Origin of the sequence: Croceibacterium selenioxidans (genome assembly GCF_018599195.1) — a bacterium.
Classification (GTDB): domain Bacteria; phylum Pseudomonadota; class Alphaproteobacteria; order Sphingomonadales; family Sphingomonadaceae; genus Croceibacterium_A; species Croceibacterium_A selenioxidans.
Genome location: NZ_JAHFVK010000003.1, coordinates 109,667 through 123,606 on the forward strand (window position 1 = coordinate 109,667; position 13,940 = coordinate 123,606).

The following is a 13,940-nucleotide window of genomic DNA, read 5'->3' on the forward strand; positions in this document are numbered from 1 at the left end:
GTCAACTGGCCTTTGCGACCTGCGCATCATCCAGCAGCTGCTGCAGCTCGCCGGCCTGGTACATCTCCATCATGATGTCGCTGCCGCCCACGAACTCTCCCTTCACGTAAAGCTGAGGGATGGTCGGCCAGTCCGAAAACGCCTTGATGCCCTGGCGGATGTCCATGTCCTGCAGCACGTCGACGCTTTCATAGGCAACGCCGCAGTGATCGAGGATGGCGACGGCACGGCTGGAGAACCCGCACTGCGGGAACAGCGGCGTGCCCTTCATGAACAGCACGACATCGTTGTCGCCGACGATCTTGGAGAGACGCTCGTTGGTATCGGACATGGGGCAGGGCCTGATCTGATGAAATTGAGTATGGAAGTCAGTTGGGAACCGAAGTGGTCAGTTGCAAGGCATGGAGCTCGCCGCCCATGCGCCCGCCGAGCGCTTCGTATACCATCTTGTGCTGTTGGATGCGGCTCTTGCCGGAAAAGGCAGCGGAGCTGACGTGGGCGCGGTAGTGGTCGCCGTCTCCAGCGAGGTCTTCGATCACCACCTCTGCGTCAGGCAGCGCCGCCCGGATCAAGGCTTCGATTTCAGCGGCCGGCATCGCCATGGTCGGGCCCTCAGGACTCGCTCATCAGCTGGCGCTTGGCTTCGACCGACTTTTCCTCGAGCGCTACGCGCACGGCAGTTTCGTCGACATCGATGCCCGCCGCGGTGAGGTCGCCCAGCACCTTGCGGATCACGTCCTCATCCCCGGCTTCCTCGAAGTCCGCCTGGACAACGGCCTTGGCGTAAGCTTCGGTTTCTTCGGCCGTCAGGCTCATCTTCTCGGCGGCCCAGTGCCCCAGAAGCCGGTTGCGGCGCGCAGCCACGCGGAAAGCAGTTGTCGCATCCATCGCGAACTTGGCTTCCTCGGCCCGTTCGCGATCGTTGAAGTCGGTCATGTCAGGATTCCCTCAAAAATGCTGCCGGAGGCGAATAGCGTTGCGCCGTGTCAGGCGGCAAGCCCGGTTCCGCGGGCGAGCCAGGGCTTCTCCGCCTCCAAGCGTGCTTCGTATTCCGCGATCGCGGCGTCGCGCGCCAGCGTCAGGCCCACCTCGTCGAGGCCGTTCACCAGGCAATGCTTGCGGAACGGGTCGATCTCGAACGTGAAACGATCCTGGAACGGCGTAGTGACCGTCTGGTGTTCAAGGTCGATCGTCACGGGGTCCGTCTCTGCCACCTCAAGCAGCCGGTCGACCTGTTCTTGCGGCAGAACCACGGTGAGAATGCCGTTCTTGAACGCGTTGCCAGAGAAAATGTCCGAAAAGCTCGGCGCGATCACCGCCTTTACGCCCATGTCGAGCAAGGCCCAGGCGGCGTGTTCGCGGCTCGAGCCGCAGCCGAAATTGTCGCCCGCGACGATGATCGGCGCGCGTGCGAATTCGGGCTTGTCGAAGATGTTGTTCGGATCTTCGCGCACGGCTTCAAACGCACCGCGCCCGAGGCCTTCGCGGCTGACCGTCTTGAGCCAGCGGGCGGGAATGATCAGGTCTGTGTCAATGTTCTTGCGGCCGAACGGGATCGCACGGCCGGAAACTTCACGGACGGCTTCCATCAGTCGGTCTCCGGCGGCTCGCCGCTAGGGATCGTGGGAGCTTTCTGGCCCTGCTTGGCCTTTTCCTTGCGGCGGTTGACGTAGAGCAGGGCGGCGGCAACCGCGGCCGACCCAATCGCTCCGGCAATGGCCGCATGGCCCGAGTTGAGACGCTTGGTCATGTTCCTTTCAATGGGGCGAGCGCTCCCCAGAGGCAAGCCTCATCGGAGAAATTCGCCTAATGCGCTCCACAGCTTTTCCTTCTCTCCGAGCGGCATCGCAGCATGGGCCGGGCTCGAAGAGGGCAGGGCGATCAGCGCGAGCCCGCTGCCGGCGAGCTGGGGCATACCTATCCTTGCCGACGTCTTTCCGTTGAACCCAACCGCCCGAAGGTCGGGCAAGGATGCCGCCAGGTCCCGCAACTGCGTGGGCTCGGCGTCCCGGATAGAGGCATCGAGGCTGCCTTGGCGTCTGGCGGACGCTACCGTGTCCCAGAGGCCGACTTTCGCGCGGAGCAGAGCCGCTAGACGATCCTCGTAGTCGAGCGGCACAAGCTCGGTTCCGATGGCCTTCCCGATAAGATGCCAGAAACGGTTCTGCGGGTGCGCGTAGTAGCGACTGACGGCCAATGACGCCTCGCCCGGCAGGCTGCCTAGGACGAGCAGGCGGGTGTCGGGTGCCACGACGGGCGCGAAGGAGGACTTGCGGATCACGGATCGCCCCGGATCATCGCCTGATCGAAGCGGAATGGAAAGGGCGGCTATGAGCTGGCTCCAACCGCTGACCTATCGCGAGACGCCTGGCTTCAAATTCTGAGAAAGTCAGATGGGGACGGTAAACTGAGCTGCCGTCCCCGCTCGATCAGGGCTGTCAGACCAGTTCGCGCACGTCCGTCAGCTTGCCGGTCACTGCCGCAGCGGCCGCCATCGCAGGGCTTACCAAGTGCGTCCTCGCGCCCGGGCCCTGACGACCGACGAAGTTGCGGTTGCTGGTCGAAGCGCAGCGCTCCCCCGGGGGAACCTTGTCCGGGTTCATGCCGAGGCAGGCCGAGCAGCCCGGTTCTCTCCATTCGAGGCCGGCTCCAATGAAGACCTTGTCGAGCCCTTCGGCTTCGGCCTGTTCCTTCACCAATCCTGAGCCCGGGACGACAATGGCCCACTTGACGTTTGACGCCTTGTGACGGCCCTTGAGCACCGCTGCGGCGGCGCGCAAGTCCTCGATCCGGCTGTTGGTGCAGCTGCCGATGAAGACGTTCTGAACTTCGACCTCGTCCATCCGCTGACCGGGCGCGAGGCCCATGTAATCGAGGCTGGCCTGGGCGGCCTTCTGCTTGGACGGATCGGCAAAGCTCGATGGATCGGGAACGACGCCACCGATTGCGACGGTGTCTTCAGGGCTGGTGCCCCAGGTCACGGTCGGCTCGATGTCGGCGGCGTTGATGACCACCGACTTGTCGAAAACTGCGCCTTCGTCGGTCTTGAGCGTGCGCCAATAGGCGACCGCCTGATCCCACTCCGCGCCCTTGGGCGAGAAGGGGCGGCCCTTGAGATACGCAAACGTGGTGTCGTCGGGCGCGATCAGCCCGGCGCGAGCGCCGCCTTCGATGCTCATGTTGCAGACCGTCAGGCGGCCTTCGACGCTCATCTCCTCGAACACCTTGCCACGGTATTCAATCACGTAGCCGGTGCCGCCGGCCGTGCCGATTACGCCGATGATGTGGAGAATCAAGTCCTTCGAGGTGATGCCCGGACCCAGGTCACCTTCGACACGCACTTCCATCGTCCTGGACTGCTTGAGCAGCAGGGTCTGGGTGGCGAGCACATGCTCAACCTCGCTCGTGCCAATTCCGAACGCCAGCGCACCGACGCCGCCATGCGCCGCCGTGTGACTGTCGCCGCACACGATCGTAGTGCCCGGGAGGGAGAAGCCCTGCTCCGGCCCGACGACGTGGACGATGCCTTGCTCCCGCGCTGTCGCGCCGAAGTAGCGTACGCCGAATTCGGGTGCGTTGTGTTCCAGCGCTTCGAGCTGCTGAGCGCTTTCCAGATCGGCGATCGGTATCCGCTTGCCGGCGGCGTCGAGGCGCGCGGTGGTCGGCAGGTTATGGTCGGGCACGGCGAGCGTGAGTTCGGGCCGGCGGACTTTGCGCCCGTTCAGCCGCAGCGCTTCGAACGCCTGCGGGCTGGTGACTTCGTGGACCAGGTGCCGGTCGATGAAGATCAGCGAGGTGCCATCGTCGCGCCGTTCGATCACGTGCGCGTCCCAGATCTTTTCGTAGAGGGTGCGAGGTTTGGAGGCCATGCCCCGCAGTTACGCACGACGGCGCGCAATTCAAGCGGGGCTGTCTTTGATCGGCCAAAGTTCCTATTTAGACGGCATGGATTGGTTGACTCCTCTCGCCGTCGTAATGGCCACCATCGCGCTGATGGAATGGGTCGCGTGGGCAAGCCACAAATATGTGATGCACGGCTTCGCCTGGGCCTGGCACCGCGACCATCACGAGCCGCACGGCAACATTCTCGAGAAGAACGACCGCTTCGCCCTGGTGGGCGCGGCGATGAGCATTTCGATGTTTGCGCTCGGCAGCCCAATGATCCTGGGGGCGCGCGCCTGGTGGCCCGGGACGTGGATCGGGTTGGGGATACTCGGCTATGGGATCATCTACACGCTGGTGCACGACGGTCTCGTCCACCAGCGCTGGTTCCGTTACGTGCCACGGCGCGGCTATCTCAAGCGGCTGGTGCAGGCGCATAAGCTCCACCATGCGACGGTCGGCAAGGAGGGCGGGGTGAGTTTCGGCTTCGTCTGGGCACGCGATCCGGTGCGGTTGAAGGCTGAACTCAAGCGCCAGCGCGAGGCGGGCGTGATTCAGGTGCAAGAAGCAACGGAGCTCTAACCCGCCGCGATCCGAGCGGCGTGCTGCTTCACCAGAGCGATCATGTTCGGCACGCCTTGGGTACGGTTGGAGCTGAGCTGGTTCCGCAGGTCGAATGGTTCGAGCGCCGCCGTGATGTCCATTGCCGCGACCTCAGCGGCCGGCTTGTCCTGCACAGCCGAGATCACCAACGCCACGATCCCCTTGGTGATCGCGGCGTTGCTGTCGGCGAGGAAGTGGAGCTTGCCGTCCTGCTCGGTCGGATAGACCCAGACGCTGGCCGAGCAGCCCCTTACCGTAGTCGCGTCGGTCTTGAGCGGCTGGGGCATTTCGTCGAGCTCGCGGCCCAGTTCGATCAGCAGCCGGTATCGTTCGTCGGCGTCGAGAAATTCGTACTCTTCGAGAATGTCGGCTAGGGAGCGCATGACGCGCCCCCTAGCGCATATTGCTTACAGGTCCACCCCACTGGCGATGGCTTCCAGCTTGCGGATGCGTTCCTTGAGGTCGGCGATCTCGATCCGTGCGGCGCCTTCGCGGGCGCCGCCTTCGATCTCGCGCTTGCCGTGCCCTGTTTCAAGCTCACGGGACTTAAGCTCCAGCCAATCCTGCCAGCCCTTGAGCAAGGTGATGGCCACGACCAGCAGACCCGAGAGGGCAGTGGCGGCGATCAACAGTTCCTGACTCATCTCGAGTTCTCCCCTGCCTCTCGCGCCTATTTCTCGCGGAGGCTGTCTATTTCAGCCGAAAGCCGTTTCGTCTCGCGGTCCTCGGTGGCGATCCGTTCGAGAACCTTTACTCGCTCGCGCAGTTCGAGAACCTCGCGCTTGAGCTCTGCATCTTCGCGCGGCAGCGGTTTCTCGTTGCCCATGGCGTCGGTCGTAATGCCGTGCCGGGCGCGGTGCCTCGTCTTGATGACCTCGGCGAAAGCTAGGATCGCAACGATTACAATAATGGCGGTCCACATGTTCATTGCACATTCCCCTTGTCCGACCGCAGGCTCTCGATCTCATGGCCGAGGCGGTAGCCGCTGTCGGTGACGATGCGTTCGACGTTGATCAGGCGATCCTGCAGCGAGCCGATCTCGGCCCGTAGCTGGGCGTTCTCCTGCGTAAGAAGCTTCACGCGCTCCATCGCCTCGGTGGTCACCGCCGGTTTCAGCGATTGGCCCCACATACCTTCCAGCGGATAGCCGTGCTTGATCTTCAGGCGGGTGTTGTGGACCGAGGCGAGAATTCCCGCGGCTCCGAGCAACAGGCCGCCCCCGACTACCCAGGGAAGGTACTGAAGAAGATCCATCGGATTCATCAGGCGCGCTCCTCTGCCTTGAATTGGACTGTCTCGACGGGCGTACCGCGCAAGTCCTCGATGCTCTGGGCGAGGTCGGCGCCCTTATCCGTGGCGATGCGCTCCAGCACGCGGACGCGGGCTTCGAGCCGCTCGACATGGGCTGCGTATTGCGCGGCCTTCTCGGCCGTGCTGTCAGCGGTCACGCCGACCTGCCGTTCCTTGAAGGCCATGAAGCGCTTGAACGCCTCGCCTAGGGTTATGATCACGGCGAGCACGATGCCGCCCAGGACCACAGCCGCAATGGTTTCACCCGGTCCCATCGTCAGTTGCTCCTCTCGACTTCGTGGCCTTCGAACCGATCCTCGACCCGGCGCTGATCGCGCAGGGCCTCGATCTGCAGGGCCACGTCGTAACCCTTGTCGGTGACGATGCGTTCGAGCACTGCCACTCGGTCTTCCAGGGCCTTGTTGCTGGCGGCGTACTGCGCGGCCTTTTCCGCGGTCGCCTGGATCTGCAGCTTCATCATGTCCTTGCGGTGGCCCAGCCAGATGGCGAAGCCCGGAATGAAGCCCAGGACCATCGCGATGGCGAAGATCGGGATGATGATTTCCATCTCGAAGTCTCTCCTTGCTTCGCGGCGCTCAGCCGAGGTCCGCGGACCTGGCCGCGGGTCGGGCCTCACGTGCTGCCAAGGCATCGTCGATGCCGCGCTGGTCGCGGAGCGCTTCGATCTGCGCGGCTATGTTCAGGCCACGATCGGTCACGATCCGCTCCAGGACAGCGACGCGATCCTCGAGCATCTCCATGCGCCCGTCTTGCTTATCGGTGTTGGACGAAGCGTAACGGGCACCGGCTTCGATGCGCATCCGCTCCACCCGTTCCCGATGCTTCGAGATGATGGCGACGATCGGGATCGACAGCGCGAAAATCGGGATCATGAACGGAAAGAAATCCATCGACGTGCTTCCTTGAGTCTGTGCCCGGGTGCTTATCCGACCCGGACGCTGTCCCTGTCTTCGAGCTGGCTGTTCATCGGGCGCTGGTCACGCAGCGCTTCGATCTGGTGGGCGACGTCGTAACCCTTATCGGTGACGATCCGCTCCAGAATGCGAGTGCGCTCCTCCAACTCCTGATAGGCTGTGCTGGCGGCGGTCCGGCCCTGCAGTTCCACCAACTTGCGACGATGCTGTGTCCAGATCGCGAAGATCGGAACCGACATCAGCGCTATGGGAAGCGTCACTGCGAAGATGATGTTTGCCAGGTCCATGACCGTTCCTCTCAGCGCTGCCGTTCCGCTTGGCGGCCCATTTCGAGCGGGACGCCCGTGTCAGGTCGCACATCGCGCAGGGCCTCGATCTGGTGGGCGACGTCGAAGCCGCGATCGGTCACGATCCGCTCAAGCACGCGCATGCGGTCTTCGAGCTCTTCGATCCGAGCCGCCTGGGCATCGTCGGCCTTGTGCGTGCGAGCCTGAAGTTCGAACTTGGCCATCTTCTGCTTGTGGCCGATCCACACGCCGTAGAAGGCCAGTGGAATTCCCATGCCGATCGCCAGGATCGGTATGAAGACGCCAATGATTGCCGGATCCATCCCCTGTCCCCTCTGATAATGCCTTAGCGAAGCCGCTCGATCTCGGCCGAGAGGCGCGGGTTGCTGGTTACGTAGTAGGACTCGACCTCAGCCAGCCGGCGGTCGATGTCGCGGAACTGCGAGCGGATTTCCCTCGCCGTACGCTTTGGTGACTGGCGGACACGCTGCCAGTACTTCTGTTCGTCCTGATCGACGTAGAGGTTGGCGGGTTTCTTCGACGCCAGGAGCCCCAGCGCGAAGTAGATCGGAATGCCAATGCCGCCCGTCGAGACAGTGAGGATGATGAAGGCCAGACGCCACCAGATCGCATTGATGCCGGTGTAATCCTCCAGCCCCGCGCACACGCCCATGAGCTTGGCGTTCTGCTTGTCGCGGTAAAGCGTCGTGCGAGGCGTGTTCACTTCTTGGCTCCCTTCTTTTCGGCCAACAGGCGGTCGAGTTCACGCAGCGGTTCATTGTCGATCTCGCGATCGGGCAAGAGGCGCGCCGGCTTGAACTCTGGGTTGTCGGACGCGACCAGGCGTTCGACCGTGTCCATTCGTTCGTCCAGGCGCTTGGCCAGGTTGTAGAGTTCGTCGAGCAGGTGCTCGTCGTCGGTGGTTATCGTTGCAGCCGTTTTCCACTTGGTGATGTAGTGCATGATCACCCACGGAAGGCCGATGAAGATGGCCGGAACGATGAAGACTTCGGAACCCATCGCTCAGCTCTCCTTCTTCTCGGAGCCGCCCATGCCGAGGGCCCGCTTCATCTCTTCGAGTTCCTCGTCGATCTTGTCGGCCCCTTCGAGCGCTGCAATCTCGTCCGAGAGGCTCGGCTTGCCGGTGCCGTCGGAGATGCTCAGGGCATCCGCGCGGCCTTCGGCATAGTCTACCCGGCGCTCGAGCTGGTCGAAGCGCGTCAGGGCATCGTCGACCCGCTCGTTGGTCATCAGACTGCGGAGCTTCACGCGGTTCTCCGCGCTTTCCAGGCGAGCGGCGATCTGCGTCTGCCGGCTGCGAGCTTCGCGCAGGCGATTCTGCAGCTTGGCGATGTCTTGCTCGTAAGCCCGCAGGGCGTCATCGAGCACGGCGATCTCCTGCTTGAGCTGGTCGCCCATATCCGCGGCGCGCTTCTTCTCGACCAGCGCAGCGCGGGCCAGGTCTTCTCGATCCTTCGACAGCGCGAGCTGGGCCTTCTCGCCCCAATCTGCCTGAAGCTTCTCCAGCTTGACGGTGTGGCGGTGCATTTCCTTCTGATCCGCAATCGTCCGCGCCGCGCTGGCGCGGACCTCGACAAGCGTTTCCTCCATCTCGAGGATGATCATGCGGATCATCTTCGAAGGATCGTCGGCTTGATCGAGCAGCTCGTTGAAGTTGGCGGCGATGATGTCTCGAGTGCGGGAAAAAATGCCCATCCAGGGTACTCCGGATACGAATGAATTGACGGCAGCGTTGAAATCCTGAGCGGCCGGTTTGCCCATGCCCGGCTGGGGGCTGGTGCGAAGCCGCTCTATTTCGCGATCGATGCGGGAAGTGGCGCGCGCGGCCGCCTCTCCGATCGGACGTAGAGGGTTTGGGTCCTTGGGGTTCATGCCAACTCGACCAGCGGCGCGTCGACCGGGTTGGCGTCGGCGGCCAGGCAGATTTGCTGGTTCAGCGCGAAGGCGTTGAACGAGATCATGGCGATGATGCTCGCCAGCGCGGCGATGCCTAGCTTGCTGCTGAAGAACTCCCGGTCAAACATGGTCTTCAATCCCCTGACCAAACCTATGCCAGTATATCAGCAAGGAGCATGCCAAATGAGGAAAATGCGCCGCCTTGCTCGAATTTTGGGATATATCTTAGCAGGCTATGTGGCGCATATTGCCACCTTGTGGCATTTTTTGCTATCTCTTGGCTAATGGAGCGGGAAAATCAGTTCATTGGCCAATCGGGCGCTTTTCTCGACGCCGTGGAGCGGGCGAGCCGGGCTGCGCCCATGCGTCGCCCGGTGCTCGTTATCGGGGAGCGCGGAACTGGCAAAGAACTGATCGCCGAACGCCTTCACCGCCTGTCGAACCGTTGGGAAGAACCGCTCGTCACGATGAACTGCGCAGCGCTGCCCGAGACGTTGATCGAGGCTGAGCTGTTTGGCCACGAAGCGGGCTCGTTCACCGGCGCAACGCGCGCCAGGGCGGGACGCTTCGAAGAAGCCGACCGGGGGACGCTGTTTCTCGACGAGTTGGCGACGCTATCGATGGGGGCGCAAGAGCGATTGCTCCGGGCCGTCGAGTACGGCGAGGTGACCCGCATCGGCTCGTCGCGTCCGATCCGCGTCGACGTGCGCATCGTGGCGGCTACCAACGAGAATCTGCCAAGGCTAGCAGACGAGGGGCGGTTTCGCGCCGACCTGCTCGACAGGCTGAGTTTCGAGGTGATCACGCTGCCGCCCTTGCGGGTACGAGAGGGTGATATCGACGTTCTCGCGGACTATTTCGGCCGCCGGATGGCCGCGGAAATCGGTTGGGAGCGTTGGCCAGGCTTTGCAGATCATGTGCGGCGGCAGCTCGACGAGCATCCCTGGCCCGGGAATGTGCGAGAGTTGCGAAACGTGGTCGAGCGCGCCGTCTATCGCTGGGCCAATTGGGAGGAGTCGATCGGATACGTCCAGTTCGATCCCTTCGAGAGCCCCTGGAAGCCGCTGGGCGTTCCCGGCAGCAAGGGCGTGGAGTCCGTGCCGGCCGCCTACGCTTCACGCCCTTTGGCGCAGGACTACGATAGCGTTGAGGACCTGCGGACCGCTGTCGAAGCGCACGAGCGGGCCATTCTCGAACACCACCTCGGCCGGAATCGCTGGAACCAGCGACAGACGGCCAAGGCACTGGGGTTGACTTACGATCAGCTGCGCCACTGCATCCGCAAGCACGGGCTTGCGGAACGCAACGGGGAGGTGGACTAACGAATTAGCTGGAGCGGGAGACATTCTCGATGGTCAACAGCCGTTCTTCTCCGCTCCGGTCGGGCCAACTGATCGATTGGCCGGTGCGCAATCCGATCAGCCCGGCACCGACCGGCGTCAGGATCGAGAGGCGTCCCTCGTTGATATCTGCTTCCTTTGGGTAGACCAGGGTGACGGTTCGCCGATCGCCAGTCTTCTCGTCGACGAAAACGACCGTGGAGCCCATCGTCACCACGTCGTACGGCATCTCCGACTCAGGCAGCGTTTCGGCTCGGTCGATTTCTTCGAGCAGGAGGCGGCTGACGTTGGGATGGCGTTCGCGCACGCTGATAGCGAGATCGGCAAGCGCATCGGCTTCGTTTTCGATGAGGGTGATCGGAGGCCGCACCTGGGCCTGCTGGACAGTCATGACTGGTGGTCTTTCGAAATGGGGGAAACGCGCACCGGGCGCGTGAAGTCGGTAGCTCGCCCCGGGCGCGGGGCGTGAACGCACCGGACCCGGGGCTAAATGCCCGCGAGAAGCTGACCCCCGTGGGATCGAAAGTGCGTACTTGTCATCGTGCGATGCTGTCATCTCGGGGTGCCCATGTCAAATGGCCCTCAAGCGTGCCAACGCAATGCCAGTTGCAATTCGCGGACTCCCAGCCTATCTAGCCGCCATCCCGACATTGTCGTGACAAGGTCTGGTGCTGGCGCCTCCTGGGGGCCGGCCCGAAGCCTCTTTGTCACGATGATTCGGTAATGGAGACCCGATGGCCGATATCGCGCGCCTTACAGAAGTGATCGAGCCCGAAGCGAAAGCTCTCGGTTTCGATCTCGTGCGTGTGAAGCTTTCCGGTTCCGGCGAAGAGCGCACGCTCCAGGTCATGGCCGAAGATCCGGCGACTGGGCAGTTGGTGGTCGAACAGTGCATGGCTCTGTCGCGCCGGATTTCGGACCGGATGGACGAGCTTGAAGAGCAGGGTGAAGAACTTGTCCGGGGGGCCTATAACCTCGAGGTCAGCTCACCAGGCATCGATCGTCCGCTGACCCGAGCGAAGGACTTCGCCAACTGGGCCGGGCATGACGTGAACCTTTCGCTGAACGAGGCGGTGGGCGAACACCGCAAGCTCCGCGGCGAGTTGCTCGGCATCGATGGCGATGTGGTCGCCGTGGAAGACAGGAAGGCCGGTCGCATGGAAGTGGCGCTGGCGAACATTCATTCGGCAAAGCTCGTCCTCACCGACAAGCTTATCGCCGCTACCCGTCCGCTCGATACGAGCGGCGTCGACGAAATCGAAGAAACACTCGAAGAAGAGAAGGCAGAAGACTGATGGCCAGTCCGATTTCCGCCAACAAGGCCGAATTGCTCGCAATCGCGAACTCCGTCGCCACCGAGAAGATGATCGACAAGGCGATCGTCGTCGAAGCGATGGAAGAGGCGATCCAGAAGGCCGCCCGCGCCCGTTACGGCGCAGAGAACGACATTCGCGCCAAGCTTGATCCGCTCACCGGCGACCTGCGCCTGTGGCGGGTCGTCGAAGTCGTCGAAATCGTCGAGGATTATTTCAAGCAGGTCGACCTCAAGCAGGCAGAGAAGCTGCAGCCCGGGGCCTCGATCGGTGACTTCATCGTCGACCCGCTGCCGCCGGTCGACCTTGGCCGCATCGACGCGCAGAGCGCCAAGCAGGTGATCTTCCAGAAGGTCCGCGATGCAGAGCGTGAGCGCCAGTACGAAGAGTTCAAGGATCGTGCGGGCGAAATCATCACCGGGGTGATCAAGTCGGTCGAATTCGGCCACGTAATCGTCAACCTCGGCCGCGCCGAGGGCGTGATCCGCCGCGACCAGCAGATCCCGCGCGAAGCTGCCCGCGTCGGCGAGCGGGTCCGCGCCCTGATCATGAAGGTGGAGCGCAACAACCGCGGTCCGCAGATCTTCCTCAGCCGCGCGCATCCGGAATTCATGAAGAAGCTGTTCGCGCAGGAAGTGCCCGAGATTTACGACAACATCATCGAGATCAAGGCCGCCGCCCGCGACCCGGGCAGCCGCGCCAAGATCGGCGTGATCAGCCGCGATTCCTCGATCGACCCGGTCGGCGCCTGCGTCGGCATGAAGGGCAGCCGCGTGCAGGCCGTCGTGCAAGAGCTGCAGGGCGAAAAGATCGACATCATCCCGTGGAGCGAAGACACCGCGACGTTCGTCGTCAACGCGCTGCAGCCGGCCACTGTCAGCCGCGTGGTGCTCGACGAGGAAGAGAGCCGCATCGAAGTTGTCGTTCCCGATGACCAGCTGTCGCTCGCCATCGGCCGTCGCGGCCAGAACGTGCGCCTCGCCAGTCAGCTGACCGAGAGCCAGATCGACATCATGACCGAGGAAGAAGCCTCGGAGAAGCGTCAGAAGGAATTCGCCGAGCGCTCGAAGATGTTCGAGGAAGAGCTCGACGTCGACGAGACGCTGTCGCAGCTGCTCGTGGCGGAAGGCTTCGCCGAACTCGAGGAAGTGGCTTACGTCGAGCTGGCCGAGCTGGCTTCGATCGAAGGCTTCGACGAAGAGCTGGCCGAAGAGCTGCAGAGTCGAGCGCTCGAAGCGATCGAGCGTCAGGAAGAAGCCTACCGTACAGAGCGTCGTGAACTCGGCGTCGAGGATGCGCTGGCCGACATGCCGCACCTGACCGAGCAGATGCTCGTTGTCCTGGGCAAGGCCGGCATCAAATCGCTCGACGATCTTGCCGATCTTGCGACGGACGAGCTGATCGCCAAGAAGCGCGAAGCTCCTCGCCGTCGTAACGCCGACGCGGGCCCACCGCTTCGTCGTCAGCAGCGCACTGAAGACAAGGGTGGCGTACTCGGTGAGTTCGGCCTGAACGAAGAGCAGGGCAACGAGATCATCATGGCCGCGCGTGCCCATTGGTTCGAGGGTGACGAGGAAGCCGCACCGGCTGCCGAAGCGCCCGTTCAAGAGGAGGCCGCCGATGCGGAATCCTCGCAATGAGCCGCTAGCCGACCACGACATCGCGGAAGCGACCGGCTCCGATAAGGGGCCGGAGCGCCGCTGCATACTCAGCGGGCGGATCGCCTCGCGGGACGAACTCCTGCGCCTGGCGATCTCGCCCGATGGTGACGTGTTGCCCGATGCTCACGCCAAGGCCCCAGGTCGTGGTGCCTGGATTGGCGTCACTCGTAGCGAACTGGCAGAGGCGCTGGCCAACGGAAAGCTGAAGGGGGCGCTTTCGCGGGCGTTCAAGAACGGACGTTTGGCGATACCGGATAATTTGCCCGATCTCGTCGGAGCGGCGCTATCTCGCGCGTTTCTCGACAGGTTGGGACTCGAAATGCGCAGCGGACGGCTTATCTTGGGCTCGGACCGCATTGCTGGTGAGGCCCGACTGGGCCGCGTGGCAGCGCTCTATCATGCGGCGGATGCCAGCGACGACGGCAGCCGTAAGCTGGACCAGGCCTGGCGTGTGGGAAGCGAAGCGGAAGGGAGTGGCCTTTCCGGCCTTCGCCTGCCACTGGACCGCGCGGCTCTGTCTGTGGCATTGGGCCGTGACAATGTCGTCCATCTGGCGTTGGCCGATGCCGCATCGGCCAAGCGGGTCGCTATCCCGCTACAGCGCCTCGTGAACTTTCTGGGAGCCCCTGGGGCTTCTCTCGATGAAGATGCTTGCAGGGCTGGCGATGACGCCGCTCCCGCAAGCATGGCGACGAACGAATTTTGAAGGACT

General features: G+C 63.2%; 26 protein-coding genes. 5 read left to right on the forward strand and 21 right to left on the reverse strand.

All coding sequences use genetic code 11. From position 1 onward, the window contains the following. Window position 1: 1 nt before the first annotated feature. The 7 genes from grxD to leuC all read right to left on the reverse strand — a co-directional run bounded on the left by grxD (window position 2) and on the right by leuC (window position 3,869). The gene (grxD, locus tag KK137_RS16230; RefSeq protein WP_214537740.1) at window positions 2-331 is read right to left on the reverse strand and encodes a Grx4 family monothiol glutaredoxin; all 330 of its coding nucleotides are present in this window, start codon (window positions 329-331) and stop codon (window positions 2-4) included. A 37-nt stretch (window positions 332-368) separates the two neighbouring features. Next, the gene (locus KK137_RS16235; protein ID WP_214537741.1) at window positions 369-602 is read right to left on the reverse strand and encodes a BolA/IbaG family iron-sulfur metabolism protein; all 234 of its coding nucleotides are present in this window, start codon (window positions 600-602) and stop codon (window positions 369-371) included. A 10-nt stretch (window positions 603-612) separates the two neighbouring features. Further along, window positions 613-936 carry a DUF1476 domain-containing protein gene (locus KK137_RS16240; RefSeq protein WP_214537742.1) on the reverse strand — a complete coding sequence of 108 codons (324 nt, stop codon included), beginning with the start codon at window positions 934-936 and terminating at the stop codon, window positions 613-615. Between the two features lie 50 nt (window positions 937-986). Further along, window positions 987-1,589, reverse strand: coding sequence for a 3-isopropylmalate dehydratase small subunit (leuD, locus tag KK137_RS16245; protein ID WP_214537743.1), 603 nt, complete (start codon window positions 1,587-1,589; stop codon window positions 987-989). Further along, complete coding sequence (locus tag KK137_RS16250) at window positions 1,589-1,750, reverse strand: isopropylmalate isomerase (protein WP_214537744.1); 162 nt, start codon at window positions 1,748-1,750, stop codon at window positions 1,589-1,591. The genes leuD and KK137_RS16250 overlap by 1 nt, the downstream gene beginning before the upstream one ends. A 39-nt stretch (window positions 1,751-1,789) precedes the next feature. Continuing rightward, window positions 1,790-2,281 (reverse strand): DNA-deoxyinosine glycosylase, encoded by a 492-nt coding sequence (locus KK137_RS16255; RefSeq protein ID WP_338028118.1) that lies wholly within the window; start codon window positions 2,279-2,281, stop codon window positions 1,790-1,792. 157 nt (window positions 2,282-2,438) lie between these two features. Beyond that, window positions 2,439-3,869: a 3-isopropylmalate dehydratase large subunit gene (gene leuC, locus KK137_RS16260; RefSeq protein ID WP_214537745.1), complete on the reverse strand. Its 1,431-nt coding sequence runs from the start codon at window positions 3,867-3,869 to the stop codon at window positions 2,439-2,441. Between the two features lie 76 nt (window positions 3,870-3,945). On the opposite strand from leuC, the gene KK137_RS16265 reads away from it, so the two are divergent. After that, a complete protein-coding gene (locus KK137_RS16265) occupies window positions 3,946-4,464 on the forward strand; it encodes a sterol desaturase family protein (protein ID WP_214537746.1) in 519 nt (172 codons plus the stop codon). On the opposite strand, the gene KK137_RS16270 is transcribed toward KK137_RS16265, so the two are convergent. From KK137_RS16270 to KK137_RS16330, 13 genes are all read right to left on the reverse strand, one after another. Then, window positions 4,461-4,868 (reverse strand): SufE family protein, encoded by a 408-nt coding sequence (locus tag KK137_RS16270; protein ID WP_214537747.1) that lies wholly within the window; start codon window positions 4,866-4,868, stop codon window positions 4,461-4,463. The genes KK137_RS16265 and KK137_RS16270 overlap by 4 nt on opposite strands. Window positions 4,869-4,892: 24 nt before the next feature. Further along, on the reverse strand, window positions 4,893-5,129 hold the full coding sequence (locus KK137_RS16275) for a hypothetical protein (RefSeq protein ID WP_214537748.1): 237 nt from the start codon (window positions 5,127-5,129) through the stop codon (window positions 4,893-4,895). 26 nt (window positions 5,130-5,155) lie between these two features. Continuing rightward, entirely contained in the window at window positions 5,156-5,413 is a 258-nt protein-coding gene (locus tag KK137_RS16280; protein ID WP_214537749.1) for a hypothetical protein, read from the reverse strand. Further along, on the reverse strand, window positions 5,410-5,748 hold the full coding sequence (locus KK137_RS16285; RefSeq protein ID WP_214537750.1) for a hypothetical protein: 339 nt from the start codon (window positions 5,746-5,748) through the stop codon (window positions 5,410-5,412). Before KK137_RS16285 ends, KK137_RS16280 begins: the two co-directional genes overlap by 4 nt. After that, window positions 5,748-6,050 carry a hypothetical protein gene (locus KK137_RS16290; protein ID WP_250894019.1) on the reverse strand — a complete coding sequence of 101 codons (303 nt, stop codon included), beginning with the start codon at window positions 6,048-6,050 and terminating at the stop codon, window positions 5,748-5,750. Before KK137_RS16290 ends, KK137_RS16285 begins: the two co-directional genes overlap by 1 nt. 2 nt (window positions 6,051-6,052) lie before the next feature. After that, window positions 6,053-6,343 (reverse strand): hypothetical protein, encoded by a 291-nt coding sequence (locus KK137_RS16295; RefSeq protein WP_214537751.1) that lies wholly within the window; start codon window positions 6,341-6,343, stop codon window positions 6,053-6,055. A 28-nt stretch (window positions 6,344-6,371) separates the two neighbouring features. Next, entirely contained in the window at window positions 6,372-6,686 is a 315-nt protein-coding gene (locus KK137_RS16300; protein WP_214537752.1) for a hypothetical protein, read from the reverse strand. Window positions 6,687-6,718: 32 nt separating this feature from the next. Further along, complete coding sequence (locus KK137_RS16305; RefSeq protein WP_214537753.1) at window positions 6,719-6,997, reverse strand: hypothetical protein; 279 nt, start codon at window positions 6,995-6,997, stop codon at window positions 6,719-6,721. A gap of 11 nt (window positions 6,998-7,008) precedes the next feature. Next, complete coding sequence (locus KK137_RS16310; protein ID WP_214537754.1) at window positions 7,009-7,320, reverse strand: hypothetical protein; 312 nt, start codon at window positions 7,318-7,320, stop codon at window positions 7,009-7,011. Between the two features lie 23 nt (window positions 7,321-7,343). Then, a complete protein-coding gene (pspC, locus tag KK137_RS16315; RefSeq protein ID WP_214537755.1) occupies window positions 7,344-7,721 on the reverse strand; it encodes an envelope stress response membrane protein PspC in 378 nt (125 codons plus the stop codon). Beyond that, window positions 7,718-8,017, reverse strand: coding sequence for an envelope stress response membrane protein PspB (gene pspB / locus KK137_RS16320; protein ID WP_214537756.1), 300 nt, complete (start codon window positions 8,015-8,017; stop codon window positions 7,718-7,720). The genes pspC and pspB overlap by 4 nt, the downstream gene beginning before the upstream one ends. A gap of 3 nt (window positions 8,018-8,020) precedes the next feature. Then, the gene (gene pspA, locus KK137_RS16325) at window positions 8,021-8,779 is read right to left on the reverse strand and encodes a phage shock protein PspA (RefSeq protein WP_214537795.1); all 759 of its coding nucleotides are present in this window, start codon (window positions 8,777-8,779) and stop codon (window positions 8,021-8,023) included. A 107-nt stretch (window positions 8,780-8,886) separates the two neighbouring features. Beyond that, entirely contained in the window at window positions 8,887-9,051 is a 165-nt protein-coding gene (locus KK137_RS16330) for a hypothetical protein (RefSeq protein ID WP_214537757.1), read from the reverse strand. 147 nt (window positions 9,052-9,198) lie between these two features. On the opposite strand from KK137_RS16330, the gene pspF reads away from it, so the two are divergent. After that, window positions 9,199-10,236 carry a phage shock protein operon transcriptional activator gene (gene pspF, locus KK137_RS16335; RefSeq protein ID WP_214537758.1) on the forward strand — a complete coding sequence of 346 codons (1,038 nt, stop codon included), beginning with the start codon at window positions 9,199-9,201 and terminating at the stop codon, window positions 10,234-10,236. 4 nt (window positions 10,237-10,240) lie between these two features. On the opposite strand, the gene rnk is transcribed toward pspF, so the two are convergent. Then, complete coding sequence (gene rnk / locus KK137_RS16340) at window positions 10,241-10,645, reverse strand: nucleoside diphosphate kinase regulator (protein WP_214537759.1); 405 nt, start codon at window positions 10,643-10,645, stop codon at window positions 10,241-10,243. Window positions 10,646-10,988: 343 nt separating this feature from the next. Here rnk and rimP point away from each other — a divergent pair, with 343 nt between their 5' ends. From rimP to KK137_RS16355, 3 genes are read left to right on the forward strand one after another with little or no spacing between them, the layout of a single operon-like run. Further along, on the forward strand, window positions 10,989-11,549 hold the full coding sequence (rimP, locus tag KK137_RS16345) for a ribosome maturation protein RimP (RefSeq protein ID WP_214537760.1): 561 nt from the start codon (window positions 10,989-10,991) through the stop codon (window positions 11,547-11,549). Continuing rightward, window positions 11,549-13,207, forward strand: a complete 1,659-nt coding sequence (gene nusA / locus KK137_RS16350) for a transcription termination factor NusA (protein WP_214537761.1) — start codon at window positions 11,549-11,551, stop codon at window positions 13,205-13,207. The genes rimP and nusA overlap by 1 nt, the downstream gene beginning before the upstream one ends. Further along, complete coding sequence (locus KK137_RS16355; protein WP_214537762.1) at window positions 13,188-13,934, forward strand: DUF448 domain-containing protein; 747 nt, start codon at window positions 13,188-13,190, stop codon at window positions 13,932-13,934. Before nusA ends, KK137_RS16355 begins: the two co-directional genes overlap by 20 nt. The last annotated feature ends 6 nt before the right edge of the window (window positions 13,935-13,940 follow it).

Coding starts and splice junctions, on each gene's coding strand:
- grxD (WP_214537740.1), bottom strand. CDS start 331: ATGTCCGATACCAACGAGCGTCTCTCCAAGATCGTCGGCGACAACGAT.
- KK137_RS16235 (WP_214537741.1), bottom strand. CDS start 602: ATGGCGATGCCGGCCGCTGAAATCGAAGCCTTGATCCGGGCGGCGCTG.
- KK137_RS16240 (WP_214537742.1), bottom strand. CDS start 936: ATGACCGACTTCAACGATCGCGAACGGGCCGAGGAAGCCAAGTTCGCG.
- leuD (WP_214537743.1), bottom strand. CDS start 1,589: ATGGAAGCCGTCCGTGAAGTTTCCGGCCGTGCGATCCCGTTCGGCCGC.
- KK137_RS16250 (WP_214537744.1), bottom strand. CDS start 1,750: ATGACCAAGCGTCTCAACTCGGGCCATGCGGCCATTGCCGGAGCGATT.
- leuC (WP_214537745.1), bottom strand. CDS start 3,869: ATGGCCTCCAAACCTCGCACCCTCTACGAAAAGATCTGGGACGCGCAC.
- KK137_RS16265 (WP_214537746.1), top strand. CDS start 3,946: ATGGATTGGTTGACTCCTCTCGCCGTCGTAATGGCCACCATCGCGCTG.
- KK137_RS16270 (WP_214537747.1), bottom strand. CDS start 4,868: ATGCGCTCCCTAGCCGACATTCTCGAAGAGTACGAATTTCTCGACGCC.
- KK137_RS16275 (WP_214537748.1), bottom strand. CDS start 5,129: ATGAGTCAGGAACTGTTGATCGCCGCCACTGCCCTCTCGGGTCTGCTG.
- KK137_RS16280 (WP_214537749.1), bottom strand. CDS start 5,413: ATGAACATGTGGACCGCCATTATTGTAATCGTTGCGATCCTAGCTTTC.
- KK137_RS16285 (WP_214537750.1), bottom strand. CDS start 5,748: ATGAATCCGATGGATCTTCTTCAGTACCTTCCCTGGGTAGTCGGGGGC.
- KK137_RS16290 (WP_250894019.1), bottom strand. CDS start 6,050: ATGGGACCGGGTGAAACCATTGCGGCTGTGGTCCTGGGCGGCATCGTG.
- KK137_RS16295 (WP_214537751.1), bottom strand. CDS start 6,343: ATGGAAATCATCATCCCGATCTTCGCCATCGCGATGGTCCTGGGCTTC.
- KK137_RS16300 (WP_214537752.1), bottom strand. CDS start 6,686: ATGGATTTCTTTCCGTTCATGATCCCGATTTTCGCGCTGTCGATCCCG.
- KK137_RS16305 (WP_214537753.1), bottom strand. CDS start 6,997: ATGGACCTGGCAAACATCATCTTCGCAGTGACGCTTCCCATAGCGCTG.
- KK137_RS16310 (WP_214537754.1), bottom strand. CDS start 7,320: ATGGATCCGGCAATCATTGGCGTCTTCATACCGATCCTGGCGATCGGC.
- pspB (WP_214537756.1), bottom strand. CDS start 8,017: ATGGGTTCCGAAGTCTTCATCGTTCCGGCCATCTTCATCGGCCTTCCG.
- pspA (WP_214537795.1), bottom strand. CDS start 8,779: ATGGGCAAACCGGCCGCTCAGGATTTCAACGCTGCCGTCAATTCATTC.
- pspF (WP_214537758.1), top strand. CDS start 9,199: ATGGAGCGGGAAAATCAGTTCATTGGCCAATCGGGCGCTTTTCTCGAC.
- rnk (WP_214537759.1), bottom strand. CDS start 10,645: ATGACTGTCCAGCAGGCCCAGGTGCGGCCTCCGATCACCCTCATCGAA.
- rimP (WP_214537760.1), top strand. CDS start 10,989: ATGGCCGATATCGCGCGCCTTACAGAAGTGATCGAGCCCGAAGCGAAA.
- nusA (WP_214537761.1), top strand. CDS start 11,549: ATGGCCAGTCCGATTTCCGCCAACAAGGCCGAATTGCTCGCAATCGCG.
- KK137_RS16355 (WP_214537762.1), top strand. CDS start 13,188: ATGCGGAATCCTCGCAATGAGCCGCTAGCCGACCACGACATCGCGGAA.